This is a genomic window from Alphaproteobacteria bacterium, from assembly GCA_005883305.1.
Lineage (GTDB): Bacteria > Pseudomonadota > Alphaproteobacteria > Sphingomonadales > Sphingomonadaceae > Allosphingosinicella.
Genome location: VBAC01000001.1, coordinates 196,150 through 209,204, shown reverse-complemented (window position 1 = coordinate 209,204; position 13,055 = coordinate 196,150). Strand labels below are relative to the sequence as shown.

12 protein-coding genes, 1 tRNA gene and 1 pseudogene are annotated in these 13,055 nt (G+C 69.5%); 5 read left to right on the top strand and 9 right to left on the bottom strand.

The annotated features are described in order from the left end of the window. Nucleotides 1-24: 24 nt before the first annotated feature. Nucleotides 25-873, bottom strand: a complete 849-nt coding sequence (locus E6G92_00985) for a hypothetical protein (protein TMJ18457.1) — start codon at nt 871-873, stop codon at nt 25-27. A gap of 139 nt (nt 874-1,012) precedes the next feature. Here E6G92_00985 and E6G92_00980 point away from each other — a divergent pair, with 139 nt between their 5' ends. Continuing rightward, nucleotides 1,013-1,573: a hypothetical protein gene (locus tag E6G92_00980; protein TMJ18456.1), complete on the top strand. Its 561-nt coding sequence runs from the start codon at nt 1,013-1,015 to the stop codon at nt 1,571-1,573. A 378-nt stretch (nt 1,574-1,951) separates the two neighbouring features. Here the strand turns inward: E6G92_00980 and E6G92_00975 are convergent. The 3 genes and pseudogenes from E6G92_00975 to E6G92_00965 form a co-directional block, all read right to left on the bottom strand. Continuing rightward, nucleotides 1,952-2,221 (bottom strand): annotated as a pseudogene (locus E6G92_00975) (hypothetical protein). 527 nt (nt 2,222-2,748) lie between these two features. Further along, nucleotides 2,749-3,138, bottom strand: a complete 390-nt coding sequence (locus E6G92_00970; protein TMJ18455.1) for an aromatic ring-opening dioxygenase — start codon at nt 3,136-3,138, stop codon at nt 2,749-2,751. A 14-nt stretch (nt 3,139-3,152) separates the two neighbouring features. Next, nucleotides 3,153-3,602, bottom strand: a complete 450-nt coding sequence (locus E6G92_00965) for a hypothetical protein (GenBank protein ID TMJ18454.1) — start codon at nt 3,600-3,602, stop codon at nt 3,153-3,155. 211 nt (nt 3,603-3,813) lie between these two features. On the opposite strand from E6G92_00965, the gene E6G92_00960 reads away from it, so the two are divergent. After that, nucleotides 3,814-4,353, top strand: a complete 540-nt coding sequence (locus E6G92_00960) for a hypothetical protein (GenBank protein TMJ18453.1) — start codon at nt 3,814-3,816, stop codon at nt 4,351-4,353. A gap of 89 nt (nt 4,354-4,442) precedes the next feature. Here E6G92_00960 and typA read toward each other — a convergent pair whose 3' ends face one another. Continuing rightward, a complete protein-coding gene (gene typA, locus E6G92_00955) occupies nt 4,443-6,278 on the bottom strand; it encodes a translational GTPase TypA (GenBank protein TMJ18452.1) in 1,836 nt (611 codons plus the stop codon). Between the two features lie 75 nt (nt 6,279-6,353). Further along, complete coding sequence (locus tag E6G92_00950) at nt 6,354-6,779, bottom strand: MarR family transcriptional regulator (protein TMJ18451.1); 426 nt, start codon at nt 6,777-6,779, stop codon at nt 6,354-6,356. 204 nt (nt 6,780-6,983) lie between these two features. Between E6G92_00950 and E6G92_00945 the strand changes: the two genes are divergently transcribed. From E6G92_00945 to E6G92_00935, 3 genes are read left to right on the top strand one after another with little or no spacing between them, the layout of a single operon-like run. Next, entirely contained in the window at nt 6,984-8,798 is a 1,815-nt protein-coding gene (locus E6G92_00945; GenBank protein TMJ18450.1) for a DUF885 family protein, read from the top strand. A 49-nt stretch (nt 8,799-8,847) separates the two neighbouring features. Then, nucleotides 8,848-9,150 (top strand): plasmid stabilization protein, encoded by a 303-nt coding sequence (locus E6G92_00940; protein TMJ18449.1) that lies wholly within the window; start codon nt 8,848-8,850, stop codon nt 9,148-9,150. A gap of 60 nt (nt 9,151-9,210) precedes the next feature. After that, on the top strand, nt 9,211-10,473 hold the full coding sequence (locus tag E6G92_00935) for an amidohydrolase family protein (GenBank protein ID TMJ18448.1): 1,263 nt from the start codon (nt 9,211-9,213) through the stop codon (nt 10,471-10,473). Between the two features lie 548 nt (nt 10,474-11,021). Here the strand turns inward: E6G92_00935 and E6G92_00930 are convergent. The 3 genes from E6G92_00930 to E6G92_00920 all read right to left on the bottom strand — a co-directional run bounded on the left by E6G92_00930 (nt 11,022) and on the right by E6G92_00920 (nt 12,914). After that, the gene (locus E6G92_00930) at nt 11,022-11,939 is read right to left on the bottom strand and encodes a glutaminase (GenBank protein TMJ18447.1); all 918 of its coding nucleotides are present in this window, start codon (nt 11,937-11,939) and stop codon (nt 11,022-11,024) included. Between the two features lie 4 nt (nt 11,940-11,943). Next, nucleotides 11,944-12,774 carry a hypothetical protein gene (locus E6G92_00925; protein ID TMJ18446.1) on the bottom strand — a complete coding sequence of 277 codons (831 nt, stop codon included), beginning with the start codon at nt 12,772-12,774 and terminating at the stop codon, nt 11,944-11,946. A 66-nt stretch (nt 12,775-12,840) separates the two neighbouring features. Beyond that, a tRNA-Gln gene (locus E6G92_00920) sits at nt 12,841-12,914 on the bottom strand. Nucleotides 12,915-13,055 lie beyond the last annotated feature (141 nt).

The window sequence follows — 13,055 nt, the reverse complement described above, 5'->3', positions numbered from 1 at the left end:
GCCCCGGCCTTCGCCGGGGAACGGCTAGCCGGGCGGGGAAACGGGCGCGGGTTGCTGGACCAGCGTGCCGAAGCGCGCCGGCGGGTTCTTGCGCATCATATTCAGCAAATCCTCCATCGCCGCCTGGGATTCCAGCACACGCCCGCCCGTCGGCCGGTCGATGTCGAGGATCAGGGTATAGGCGAGCGTGGTCAGAGCCAGAAGCACCGCGGTCGCGCTTCGGCGGCGGGCGGCGGACATCGCGTAGCCGAGGATGTAGGCGGTGATCAGCATGTAGATGGCGAGCATGACCAGCACCCGGCTCGGGACATGCGCCCGCCGGGACGCGACCCGCGCGGCGCCGGCGTCGATCGTCGCGTTCATCGCGTCGACGAAGCGCGCGGAGACGGCGAGGGCGCGGATCGGCCGCACCGCCGCGACGGTCTCGGTCCACATCTGCTGCTGATAATCGTCGGACCGCGCCATCAGCGGCGCACGCTGCTCGCGGGAATCCGCCGTCGCCAGCCTGATCCGGCTCGCGGTATAGCCCTCCAGCAGGCGGCTCAGCCGGCTGCGGAAAGGCTCGTCGAGCAATTGCGCCCGCAAATAAGTGGTTCCGATCGCATTGGCTTCCTCGAGCACCAGCGAGCGGCGATTGTCGTAGCGGTCGACCGCCATCGCGAAGGTGAAGCCGAGCAGAAGCGCGAGCAGCCCCAGGGCGCCCGACACGATATAGCCCTCCTGCGCGTCCTCGCCTTCGGAAGCCGCCCTGCGCTCGGTCCGCCGCCGCACCGCGATGCCGAGCAGCATCATCCCGATCAGCAGGACGAAGAGCGTGAGCCCGATCGCCCAGATCGGGGCGCCGAGAAGGATTCGATCGGCCGGCAGCGTCATTTCACCTCTCCCCTGGTCCGAGAAAGGCTGGCGCCGCCCAGCGAAGGCCGCAACCGGGGCAAACCCCTAAGCGCGGAGGGTTGACGCCCTAACGCGTCGAGTAGCATTGTTGTTGGCACTGGCAGGGGAGGATCCGACGATGATCTTCATCGCGCTCTTGCAACTGGCCGCGGCGGGGCCGAGCTTCGATTGCGCCCGCGCCCGCACCGACATCGAACGATCGATCTGCGCCCATGCCGAGCTCGCCGCGCTCGACCGCGAGGAGGCGCGGATCTACGGCATCGCCCGCGTGGTGCCCCGGGCCGACCGGGCGGCGCTGCTCAAGCGCCAGCGCGATTTCCTCGAGGAGCGCAATACCTGCCCCGAATCCGCCGCTCCGCTCGAAGAATGCCTGCGCGACGTCTATCTCGACGACATCGGCGAGCTTCGGCGAGTGTCCGAGCTGCAGGACGACAATGAGGGGATATCTTCGGGGCCGCTTCTGTTCCATTGCGACGGCAACGCGCCCGACGTCTACGTGACGCTGTTCGGCACCAGCCCCGCCCAGGCCTATCTGGCCATGCCCGGGGCGAATGAAGGCCAGCCGCTGCTCGTCGATCCGGCCGATCCGCAGCGCTTCGTCGGCCGCTATGCCACGGACATGGTCTACGAAGCCGACTCGCGCCGCGTGCGCTATCACGCCCGTATCTGCACGCCTTAGGGGGGTCGAGATTCGGCCTTCTAATCCCTCCCCCTGGGGGGGAGGGTAGGGTGGGGGTTCACGGCGTTCGCGGTTTTCCCACTGACGCAGCAACCCCTCACCCCAACCCTCTCCCTATGGGAGAGGGAGCCTTGCTGCTGAACGTCGATCCGCCCTGACCCGCAGCGATGCGCCCGCGCTGCCCGGGCCGCCTCCCTGCCCAAGGATCGGGATGTTCCCCGATGGCGCGCGGCTTCGTTTCGTGCGAAAAACGACCAAGAGCTCAACCGCGGCGCGCGCGCCGGCCAGTGCCGCACTGGCAGCCGATCCTTGGACAGGGAACGGTCGCGCGCGGAAAGGTAGGTTTGCCATGCCCAATTCCTTGCCCCGCCTCGCCGCTTATGCGCTCGCCGGCGCCTTGCTTGTCCTGCCTGGTGCGACGCTCGCCCAGCGCGGCGGCCATGGCGGCGGAGGCCATGGCGGAGGCGGAGGCCGCGGCGGGGGCGGCGGCGGCTGGCACGGCGGCGGCGGAGGCGGTGGCAGCTGGCGTGGCGGCGGAGGCGGCGGAGGAGGCCGCGGCGGCTGGGGCGGCGGCGGGCGCGGCTCCGGGGGCGGCTGGAATGGCGGCGGGCGGAGCTATGCCGGCGGCTACGGCCATGGAGGAGGCGGTTACGGCCGTCACGGCGGCTATTACGGCCATGGCGGGCATTACGGCCATGGCGGCCACGGCTATGGCTACGGCTATTATCCCTATTACGGCTACGCCTCTTATTACCCCTATTACGACTATGGCTACGCGCCTTATTACGGCTATCCGCCCTATTACGGCGGCTATTACGGCTATGGCGGCGACATCCTGATCGGCGGCCTGTTCGGGGCGGCACTGGGCGCGGCGATCGCCGCCGATCATTACGACGAACATTATGACGGCCCGTATGGCGCGGCTCCCTATGGCGCCGCCCCCTATGGCGCCCCGCCGCCCGGGGCGGTGCCGCAGGGCAATGTGCCGATGCAGACCTGTCCCGACGGCGCGGTCGTCCCCGCCGACAGCTACTGCCCGCCGCCGGGCGCTGGCGCAGGCGTCGAGGCGCATCCGCTGAAGCCGAGCGACTTTACGGTGACGCCGGTGCCCGATGCCGCCGTGCCCAAGGCCGCAGCCAAGCCGGGCTAACCGGCAGCGTCGGGTTCGGCAGGGCCTAGAAATCCGTCTTGCCGAAGCGCTCCACGCCCTGGTTTCGCCCCGGCGGATCGAGCGTGCTTTCGTCCAGCTGCACCGGCTCCCCGATCCAGCGGGCGAGGCGCGTGTGATCGGCGAGATCGTCGTCGGTCAGCGGGTGGACCAGCGCGCGCAGGCCCGACGCCTCGATCCTCGCGACGACCTCTTCAACCGAGCGCTCTCGAAAGTGGATCTCGTATTGCGGAATCGGGTGGGGGCCGACGCCCCGATCCATCATCCGGCCTACGAACAGGACCGGCGCATCCTTCCCGCCCTCGGCCAGTGCGATGAAGGTTTCGCGCAGCGCCGCCGCCGCGGCGCGCTCGCGGTCCGCATAATAGATATGGGCGTGATAGGGCGCGCCGGACATCTTGCCCGGCTCTCCTAGAAGTCGCCGGGCCGCGGGCCGGGCTTGGGAGAGGCGCTGGCCACCGCCGCGAGCAGGCCGACGAGAAGCAGGACGCCCCCTACGACAATGTACGGCGTCGATCCGTGAAAGCCGAGCTGGCGCCTCAGCTCCGGCGCCGTGCGGCCGCCCAGCGACAAGCCGGGCGAGCCGCTGCGCGCGACGCCGAGCTCGAGACCGGCCGCGGACCGGGCCCCGACGAGGGCGCCGGACCGGGCATCGAGCATCGCGTAGCTGGGCGCCACTTGAAGCCGCGCCCGCAGGACGTGCCTCTCCGCGCCGCCGAGCGGGGCCGCGATCCTGAGCCCCGCGAAAGCCCCGATGCGTCCCCCGACCACGCCGCCATCGGCCGCGAGATCGGCTGCGAGGCAGGGCTGTACGGCGACCGCGCAGATTGCGAGCATGGCGACGACGTGGCGATAGCGCATATTTGCCCCCTTGCGTTTCGAACCAAAGCATGGGTGCGCGAGAATACCGGTCCTGTCACCTCGAAAAGTGGCGGATTCCAATCAGGCCAATTTTGCTGAGCCCCTGAGCGCCAGGACGAGCGCAAATCCGCCCAGCCGAGCAACGACATCGCCCGGATATCGTTGTCGTGTCAGGCCGTTGCGGCCTTTCTCGAACATTGTAGGAGTTCCCATGAACCAGAACATTGTGTCCGCCGTCTTCGACAGCCATTCCGAAGCGGAGACCGCCGTCCGCGCGCTTCGCGAGGCCGGCGTGCGCGACAGCGCGCTTTCGGTCATCGCGCGCCGCGAAGGCGCCGACGGAGACTATGGCGACGCCAATACCCAAGAAGTGGGTGAGAATACGGAAGGTCTGATCAAGGGCGCGCTGGGCGGCGCAGGCGTCGGCGCCCTGCTCGGCATCGCCGCCCTCGCCATTCCCGGCGTCGGCCCGCTCGTCGCCGCCGGCGCGATCGCCACCTCCGCGATTCCCGGGGCGGCCGCCATCGGCGCCGGAGTCGGCGCCGTCGCGGGCGGAGTCACCGGTCTTCTGACCGAGCACGGCGTCAGCGACGACGATGCGCGTTACTATGAAGGGCGCATCAATGACGGCGGCGTGTTCGTTTCCGTCGACACCAGCGACGCCGGGATCACCCGCGAAACCGCCGAGGACATTCTGTACCGCTACGGCGGCCACAGCTCGACTCGCGCAAGGACGGCCGCGACACTCTAGCGCCGGTCCAGGAAGCACCCGACCCGCTCTGGAAGCCCGCCGCGACATCGGTTGCGGCGGGCTTTCCCTTGCCGGCGGGGCTTGGAGGCCTAGGCAGCCTCTTTGCGCGACGCGCGCTTGCGCTCGTGCGGGTCGAGGTGGCGCTTGCGGATTCGGATCACCTTGGGGGTGACCTCGACCAGCTCGTCGTCCTGGATGTAGGCGATCGCCTGCTCCAGAGTCATGCGCTTGGGCGGCGTGAGGCGGATGGCGTCGTCCTTGCCGCCCGAGGCGCGGAAGTTGGTCAGCTGCTTGGACTTGAGCGGGTTGACCTCGAGGTCCTGCGGCTTGGCGTTCTCGCCGATCACCATGCCCTCGTAGAGCATGTCGCCCGGAGCGATGAACAGGATACCGCGCTCTTCCAGCATGTTGAGCGCATAGCCGACCGCCGCGCCCGTCTCCATGGAGATCAGGACGCCGTTCTGCCGGCCCTGGATCGGGCCCCGGTACGGGCCGTATTTGTCGAACAGCCGGTTCATGATTCCGGTGCCGCGCGTGTCGGAAAGGAACTCGCCGTGGTAGCCGATCAGGCCGCGCGACGGCGCGGTGAAGGTGAGGCGCGTCTTGCCGCCGCCCGAGGGGCGCATGTCCGTCATCTCGCCCTTGCGCTGCGCCATCTTCTCGACGACCGTTCCCGAATGCTCGTCGTCGACGTCGATGACGACCGTCTCATAGGGCTCCTCCCGGCCGTTGGGACCGTCGCGGAAGAGGACTCGCGGCCGGGAGATCGAAAGCTCGAAGCCCTCGCGGCGCATCGTCTCGATCAGCACGCCGAGCTGGAGCTCGCCGCGGCCGGCGACCTCGAAGGCGTCCTTGTCCGAGCTTTCGGTGATCCGGATGGCGACATTGCCCTCCGCCTCGCGCTCGAGCCGGTCGCGGATGACCCGGCTCTGCACCTTGTCGCCGTCGCGGCCCGCATAAGGGCTGTCGTTGACGGTGAAGCTCATCGCCAGGGTCGGCGGGTCGATCGGGCGCGCGCGAAGCGGCTGGGTCATGCCCGGATCGGCGATGGTGTTGGAAACGGTCGCCTTGGTGAGGCCGGCAATGGCGACGATGTCGCCCGCCTGCGCGGTCTCGACCGGGACGCGCTCGAGGCCGCGGAACGCGAAAACCTTGGTTGCGCGGCCTTCCTCTACGCCGTTGCCATCGACGTCGAGCGCCCGGATCGGCATGTTGACGTTGAGCGTGCCGCTCTCGATCCGGCCGGTGAGGATACGGCCGAGGAAGGGATCGCGGTCGAGCAGGGTGGCGAGCATCTTGAACGGCCCGTCGACGTCGAGCTTCGGCGCCGGGACGTGGCTGACGATCGTCTCGAACATCGGAGTGAGGTCGCCGGAGCGGACGTCGTCCGTGAGGCCCGCATAGCCGGCGCGGCCCGAAGCGTAGAGCGTCGGGAAATCGAGCTGCTCGTCATTGGCGTCGAGGCTCAAAAACAGCTCGAAACATTCGTCGAGCACTTCGGCGGGCCGAGCGTCCGGCCGGTCGATCTTGTTGACGACGACGATCGGCTTGAGGCCGAGCGCGAGCGCCTTGCCGGTGACGAACTTGGTCTGCGGCATCGGCCCCTCGGCCGCGTCCACCAGCAGGATGACTCCGTCGACCATCGACAGGATGCGCTCGACCTCGGCGCCGAAATCGGCGTGGCCGGGCGTGTCGACGATGTTGATGTGCACCGTCTCGCCGCCGCCCGGCGGCGCCCACTCGACCGAGGTGCACTTGGCGAGGATGGTGATCCCGCGCTCCTTCTCCAGGTCGTTCGAATCCATCGCCCGCTCCTCCACGCGCTGGTTGTCGCGGAAGGTGCCGGACTGGCGGAACAGCTGGTCGACAAGGGTCGTCTTGCCGTGATCGACGTGGGCGATGATCGCCACGTTGCGAAGGCTCATCGTGCGGTAACTCTCGATTGGGGTGCGGCGGCCATATAGACATCGTGCTGCAATGCAGCAAGGGCGGATGCGCGCTTAGCGTGTCACCCGTTCCAATATCTCGACTCCGCGGGCGAGCGCCCGGCGTTCGCTGTCGGCGAGGCTGCCCAACCGCTTCACCAATGCGTGAACCCGGCGCTCGCGGCCGGCGTCGAGCAGGCCGGCGCCCTCGCTCGTGGCGGCGATCTCGACGCTGCGGCGGTCCCCGGGCTTGGCGACGCGGGTGACGAGGCCGCGCTCGACCAAGGCGTCGACGATCCGGCTCATCGTCGGCGGCTTGACCTGCTCCGCCGCCGCCAGCTCGGCGAGCGACATCGGCCCGGCGAAGACGATCACCGACAGCGCCGACAGGCGCGGCGCGGAAAGGCCGCTGCCGTCATCCTCCCGCCGAAGAGTCCTCAGCAAGCGGACCGCGCTCGAATGCAGCCGCGCCGCGACGTCTTTGGCTTCCCCCTCGCCCATCCCGCCTCCTTCGTTAGCAAGGCTAATGCTTATGCTTTCTCAACTATTAGCATAAGATTAAAGATAAGCCCAGGGCGATAAGCCATTCCCATTCGGCGCTAATCCTTTTGCGTTCGCCCGCCTGGAGCCCCGCATTCGACCCATATTGCGCGCGTGGCGGCGCGGGCCTAGGCCGGAGCGAACCGCATTCCATGGAGGCCTGCCTTGCTCGACCGCCGCACGTTTCTCGCCAGCTCCACCGCCGCCCTTGCCCTGGCCGGGTTTGCACCGAAAGCCGTCGCGCAGGACACCAATGACCGCGACCGGGCGCTCGATGCCTTGCTGACGCGCTGGTTCGACGAGGACCTGCGCGACATGCCGACCACCGCCACCAATCTCGGCCTCGACACCGGGGAACTCGCGGCGCTTCGCGGACGGCTCGGCGACGCATCCCAGGCCAGGGCCGACGCCGAGCGGGCGAAGGCGGTACGGCGCGCGGGAGAGCTGAACGCGTTCGGGCGCGCGGGCCTGAGCGAGGCGGGCCGGCTCAACTACGACATCGCCGCCTTCCGCGCCGAGATCGGCTCGATGGGCGCGCGCTTTCACTACGGCAATGCCGGAGGCCGCGTGGCCCCCTATGTCGTCAGCCAGCTCGGCGGCGCTTATTACCAGGTGCCCGATTTCCTCGATACGCAGCACCCGGTCCGCACCGCCCAGGACGCCGATTATTACCTCTCCCGGCTCGAAGCCTTTGCCGCCAACCTCGACGAGGAGACGGCGCGCATCCGCCACGACGCCGGGCTCGGGGTCACCCCGCCCGATTTCGTGCTCGACAAGGCGATCGGCAATCTCGAGCGGCTTCGCGCGACCCCGGCGGGCGAGACCACGTTGGTCCGTTCGCTCGTCCGCCGCGCCGGCGAAGCGCATCTGGAAGGCGATTACGGGGCGCGCGCGTCCGCGCTGGTTTCCGGCCCGATCGCCTCGGCGCTCGACCGCCAGATCGCCGCGCTTCGCGCGCTCCGCCCCAATGCCACCCACGAGGCCGGCGCTCACCGCCTGCCCGACGGCGAGGCTTATTATGCCTGGGGGCTGCGCGCCAACACGACGACGACGATGACCGGCGACGACATCCACCGCATGGGCCTCGCCCAGGTCGCCGAGCTCCACGGCCAGCTCGATCCGCTGCTGCGCGCCGAGGGCTTCACCCGAGGGACGGTCGGCGAGCGGATCAACGCGCTCAACGTCGACGCGCGCAACCTCTATCCGAACACCGACGAGGGGCGGACGGCGCTGCTCGCCTATCTCGACGAGGTGCTGGCCGACATCCGCCCGCGTTTGCCGCGCATGTTCAACACGCTTCCCCGCGCGGACCTGCGCATCAACCGGGTCCCGGCGGCGATCGAATCCGGCGCTCCGGGCGGCTATTACCAAGGCGCGCCGCTCGATAATTCGCGGCCCGGCACCTATTATATCAACCTCAAGGACACGCACGAATGGCCCAAGATGGGCCTCAAGACCTTGACCTATCACGAGGGCATTCCCGGCCACCATTTCCAGATCAGCATCGCGCGCGAGGCGGGATCGCTGCCGGTCTACCGGCGAGTCGGCGGCTTTTCCGCCTATAGCGAGGGCTGGGCGCTCTACGCCGAGCGGGTGGCCGACGAGCTCGGCTGCTACGAGGGCGATGCGCTGGGCAAGATCGGCTACCTCCAATCCTATCTGTTCCGCGCCGTCCGGCTGGTCGTCGATTCCGGGCTCCACGCCAAGGGATGGAGCCGCGAGCAGGCGATCCGCTACATGATCGACAATGCCGCCGAGCCGGAAGGATCGGCGGTGCGCGAGATCGAGCGCTATTGCGTGTGGCCCGGCCAGGCCTGCGCCTACAAGAGCGGCCAGACCGTGATCGCCGCCTTGCGCGCCGAGGCCGAGCGGAGGATGGGCGCGCGCTTCGACATCAAGGCGTTCCACGATTCGGTGCTGAACGGCGGCGCGATGCCGCTGACCGTGCTCCAGCAGCGCGTGCGGGCGTCGTTGGCGTAGAACTCCAATCCTTTCCGCGCGTTGTCGCCGGCGGAAAGGAGTTCCGGTCATGCCACAGGGCGACAAGGACAAATATACCGACAAGCAGAAGCGCAAGGCCGAGCATATCGCCGAGGGCTATGAGGATCGCGGAGTCTCCGAGAAGGAGGCCAAGAGCCGCGCCTGGGCGACCGTCAACAAGGATTCGGGCGGCGGCAACAAATCGGGTTCCGGCCGCGGCAGGAAGGACAGCAACGCCAGCGCGCGAAGGGGCGGCCGCAAGGGAGGCTCTTCGTCCAGCCGCACCTCCGAGAGCCGCAGCGCCGCCGCCAAGAAGGGCTGGGAAACCCGCCGCAAGCGCGGCAACGGCTGATCCCGTTGCGCCCCGGCGCGGCGGCGATTAACCCCTTCCGAGATCGAAGGAGGGTGGTCGATGCCGGGCTGGCGCTGGTTCCTGATCCTGCTGGCGGCGCTGGCCGCCGTCCCCGCCTCCGCGCAGCAAGGCGAGGCGATCCTGCTTCGCCCGGCGCGAGTCTTCGACGGAGTCGATCCGCGGCCGCATGAGGGCTGGCAGGTGCTGGTCCGCGGCGACCGGATCGAGGCGGCCGGGCCGGGCCTTGCTGCGCCGCCCGGCGCGCGCGTGATCGAGCTTCCGGGCATGACCCTGATGCCCGGCCTGATCGAGGGCCACGCCCACCTCTTCCTCCATCCCTATAACGAGGCCAGCTGGGACGATCAGGTGCTTCGCGAGCCGCTCGCGCTGCGCACCGCCCGAGCCGTGGCCAACGCCCGCGCCACGCTGATGGCCGGCTTCACCACATTGCGCGACCTCGGCACCGAGGGCGCGGGCTATGCCGACGTCGGCCTGCGCGACGCCATCGCCCAGGGAATCGTGCCGGGCCCTCGCCTGCTCGTCGCCACCCGCGCTCTGGTCGCCACCGGAAGCTACGGGCCCAAGACCTTCGATGCGACCGCGCCCCTGCTCGGCGCGGAGGAGGCGGACGGGCCGGAGCTGGTCGCGGCCACGCGCCGGCAGATCGGCGGCGGGGCGGACGTCGTCAAATTCTACGCCGACTATCGCTGGCGCCCGGGCGAGCCGAGCCGGGCGACCTTCACCATCGAGGAGATGCGCGCCGCGGCCGAGGTGGCCCATGCCGCCGGCCGAACCGTCGCCGCCCATGCCGCCACCGCCGAGGGCATGCGCCGGGCCATCCTCGCCGGGGTCGACACGATCGAGCACGGCTATGACGGAACGCCCGAAGTGTTCCGCCTGATGCGCGAGCGCGGCACCGCGCTCTGCCCGACTCTGGCCGCGACCGACGCTGTCGCCCGCTATCGCGGCTGGAACGGGACCGCGCCCGAGCCGGAAGCGGTCCGGGGCAGCCGGGCGAGCTTCGCTGCGGCGCGGGCCGCCGGGGTGAGGATGTGCATGGGCGGCGACGTCGGGGTCTACGCGCACGGCGACAATGCGCGCGAGATGGAGCTGATGGCCGCCTACGGGATGAGTCCGGCCGAGGTGCTGATCGCCGCGACCTCGGGCAATGCCGGGATATTCCATCTCGCCGACCGCGGCGCAATCCGCCCCGGGCTTCTCGCCGACCTCGTCGCGGTCGAAGGCGATCCCACCGCCGACATTCATGCGGTCCGCGCCGTGCGGCTGGTGATGAAGGGCGGAGTCGAAATTCGCGCGCCCTGAGAAGACTGCGCGGGACCGAATAGCAAGAAGCCGCGCGCGGGCTTCAACAACCCGGGCGCGGCTCCCGAATGAGGCCCATGCCCTACGCCATCAGCGGCGCGGCGCCGGACGCGGCCACCAGCAGGATGCCGACGAAGAAGGCGGCGAAGGTGGTGGCGAGATCGCGGAACGAGGCGGCAGTCATCTTTCATCTCCTTGGCGCGGCGGAAGTGCCGCTTCCACTCTCCTACCGGGGATGATTCAGGAGCGCGCCGGGACTTCGACGGCCGGAGCGGAGCTTTCGACGGCAGCGTCCGCCCCTCGACAAAGGCCCCGCCCCCGCCGACCAAATGCGCGGCTGCCCAGGGTCAGGACTCAATTGGAATTGAGGTTTGGGCCAGAAAATGGAGTCATCCCGGCGCAGGCCGGGACCCATGCACACCGGAGGATGAAGAAGGGTGGCGAAGTCCGAAGCTTCTTCTGGGCATGCAGAGTTCATGGGTCCCGGCCTTCGCCGGGATGACTCCGTAATTGAACGAAAAATCGCTAAGCCTAATTGAGTGCGGGCCCTAGAAGAACACCGACCAGCCGGTCCGCTCGACCAGTGCCTCGAGCGCCGCGGCGCCGGCCGCGCTGGTGCCCGCCGCGTTGAGGCCCGGCGACCAGACGGCGATGCTTCCATGGCCCGGCGCGATGGCCAGGATTCCGCCGCCGACCCCGCTCTTGCCGGGCAGGCCGACCCGGAAGGCGAACTCGCCCGAATTGTCATAATGGCCGCAGAGCATCATCACGCTGTTGATCCGCCGCGCCCGATGCCAGGCGGTGACCTCCTCGCCGCTTTCGGGATCGCGCCCGTCGAAGGCGAGGAACAGGCCGGCGCGGGCGAGCTGGCGGCACGACATCGCCACCGCGCACTGGCGGAAATAGGCGTCCAGAACCTCGTCGACATCGTTGGCGAGGACTCCGAAGCTCTTCATGAACCAAGCGAGCGAACGGTTGCGGGCGCCGGTCCGCGCCTCGGATCGTGCCACCTCCTCGTCCACGCCGACGCCCTCGTCGCGCGCCTGCCTGCGGAGCAAGGCGAGAAGGTCGCCGATCGCCGCGTCGGCGTCGCGCTCGCCGATCAGCTGGTCGGTCACCACCATCGCGCCCGGGTTGATCAGCGGGTTGCGCGGCTTGCCGCGCTCGCTTTCGAGCTGGACGACCGAATTGAACGCGGAGCCCGAAGGCTCGCGCCCCACCTTGTCCCACAGGCTCGCCCCGACGCGGTCGAGCGCGAGCGCCAGCGTGAAGACCTTGGAGATGGACTGCATCGAGAAGGCCTCGCCGCAATCGCCGGCGCCCCACACGCGGCCTTCCCTGTCGGCGACGGCAATGCCCAGCTTGGCCGGATCGACGCCAGCCAGCGCCGGAATGTAAGTCGCAACCTTGCCCTCGGCGCGATGCGGCGCGGCGGCCGCGAGCACCTCGGCGAGGAGGTCGTCCACCGGGCTAGTCCGGCCGCATCTGCATCTGCGGCGCCCGGGCGCGCAGCTGGGCGCGGGTCAGCACGCGCCCGGGCAAGTCGAAGGCGCTCTGCGGGATGGCGGCGCGGTCCACGCTGCCCAGCCGGACCTCGTCGGCGAAGCGGATCAGAGTCCCGCGGGCGAGCAACGCGCGGACCTGCCCGACCGCGCCGGGCATCGTCCCGAACATGGCTTCAAGGAGGACGCTCCCGCTGTCGAACAGCCGCGCCATCTCGCGGCCGATCGGCGCCAGCTCCGGATCGTCCGAGATCACCACGTCGAACGCGGGCGGCATCGCATTCTCCTCGTCCGCTTCGGGGCCGTCGAAATCGTGGCCGTGCGGCCCTGCCGGGCTTACGTCGCCCTCCGGCGCCACCACCGGGCCCACCGGCGCCAGGACCGGAGTCACGCGGTAGAGGCGCCCCTGCCGGCCGCCGACCGTCTCCATCCCGCCCTCGACGATCTCGAAGCGCATGGCGGCGACATGGCGCATCGCCGTGCGCGCCTCGGGCGGCACGGCGGCGCGCATGACCTCGCTCGCGACCGCCAATATGTCGTCCTGGCGGCCGACGAATCGCCCCTGCGCGTCCGCCGCCGAAAGATAGCCGATTCCGCCGCGCGTGATCAGGATGGCGCGTTCCTCGGGCTGATTGGGGCGAATGGTCTCGGCGCGCACCCGGCCGTTATCGGCGACTGCGAAGGTCAGGCCCGGCGCCGATCTTCCGGTTCCCGCATAGCGCGCCGTGACGTCCGCCTCGGCCGGCGCGCCTGTGCCCGCGACGATCAGCGCGGCGATGGCGATCAGGGGGCGCATCATCTTCTCCGGCCAGGGAAATCCGGCGCGAGGTTAGGCGCGGAGCGGCGTGGGTCAATGCGGAAAAGCTGGATGCCCGACGAGGATTCGAACCTCGATTGACGGAGTCAGAGTCCGTAGTCTTACCATTAGACGATCGGGCAGATCGGGAGGGCCGCGAGATAGGCAGGCGGGCCGGGGCTGTCAACGCCGCTGGGGCGTGCCCGGCACCGGCCCTTGCCCGCTCCTTGCTCCGCAAACCCCCCTCATGTACAAAGGCGGCAAGTCACTGGGCGGCCTATCGC

Bases quoted from the DNA above. Each gene is read 5' to 3' on its own strand.
- E6G92_00950 (TMJ18451.1), bottom strand. From the start codon at position 6,779: ATGGGCGAGGGGGAAGCCAAAGACGTCGCGGCGCGGCTGCATTCGAGC.
- E6G92_00960 (TMJ18453.1), top strand. From the start codon at position 3,814: ATGAACCAGAACATTGTGTCCGCCGTCTTCGACAGCCATTCCGAAGCG.
- E6G92_00935 (TMJ18448.1), top strand. From the start codon at position 9,211: ATGCCGGGCTGGCGCTGGTTCCTGATCCTGCTGGCGGCGCTGGCCGCC.
- E6G92_00980 (TMJ18456.1), top strand. From the start codon at position 1,013: ATGATCTTCATCGCGCTCTTGCAACTGGCCGCGGCGGGGCCGAGCTTC.
- E6G92_00970 (TMJ18455.1), bottom strand. From the start codon at position 3,138: ATGTCCGGCGCGCCCTATCACGCCCATATCTATTATGCGGACCGCGAG.
- E6G92_00985 (TMJ18457.1), bottom strand. From the start codon at position 873: ATGACGCTGCCGGCCGATCGAATCCTTCTCGGCGCCCCGATCTGGGCG.
- E6G92_00940 (TMJ18449.1), top strand. From the start codon at position 8,848: ATGCCACAGGGCGACAAGGACAAATATACCGACAAGCAGAAGCGCAAG.
- E6G92_00965 (TMJ18454.1), bottom strand. From the start codon at position 3,602: ATGCGCTATCGCCACGTCGTCGCCATGCTCGCAATCTGCGCGGTCGCC.
- typA (TMJ18452.1), bottom strand. From the start codon at position 6,278: ATGAGCCTTCGCAACGTGGCGATCATCGCCCACGTCGATCACGGCAAG.
- E6G92_00925 (TMJ18446.1), bottom strand. From the start codon at position 12,774: ATGATGCGCCCCCTGATCGCCATCGCCGCGCTGATCGTCGCGGGCACA.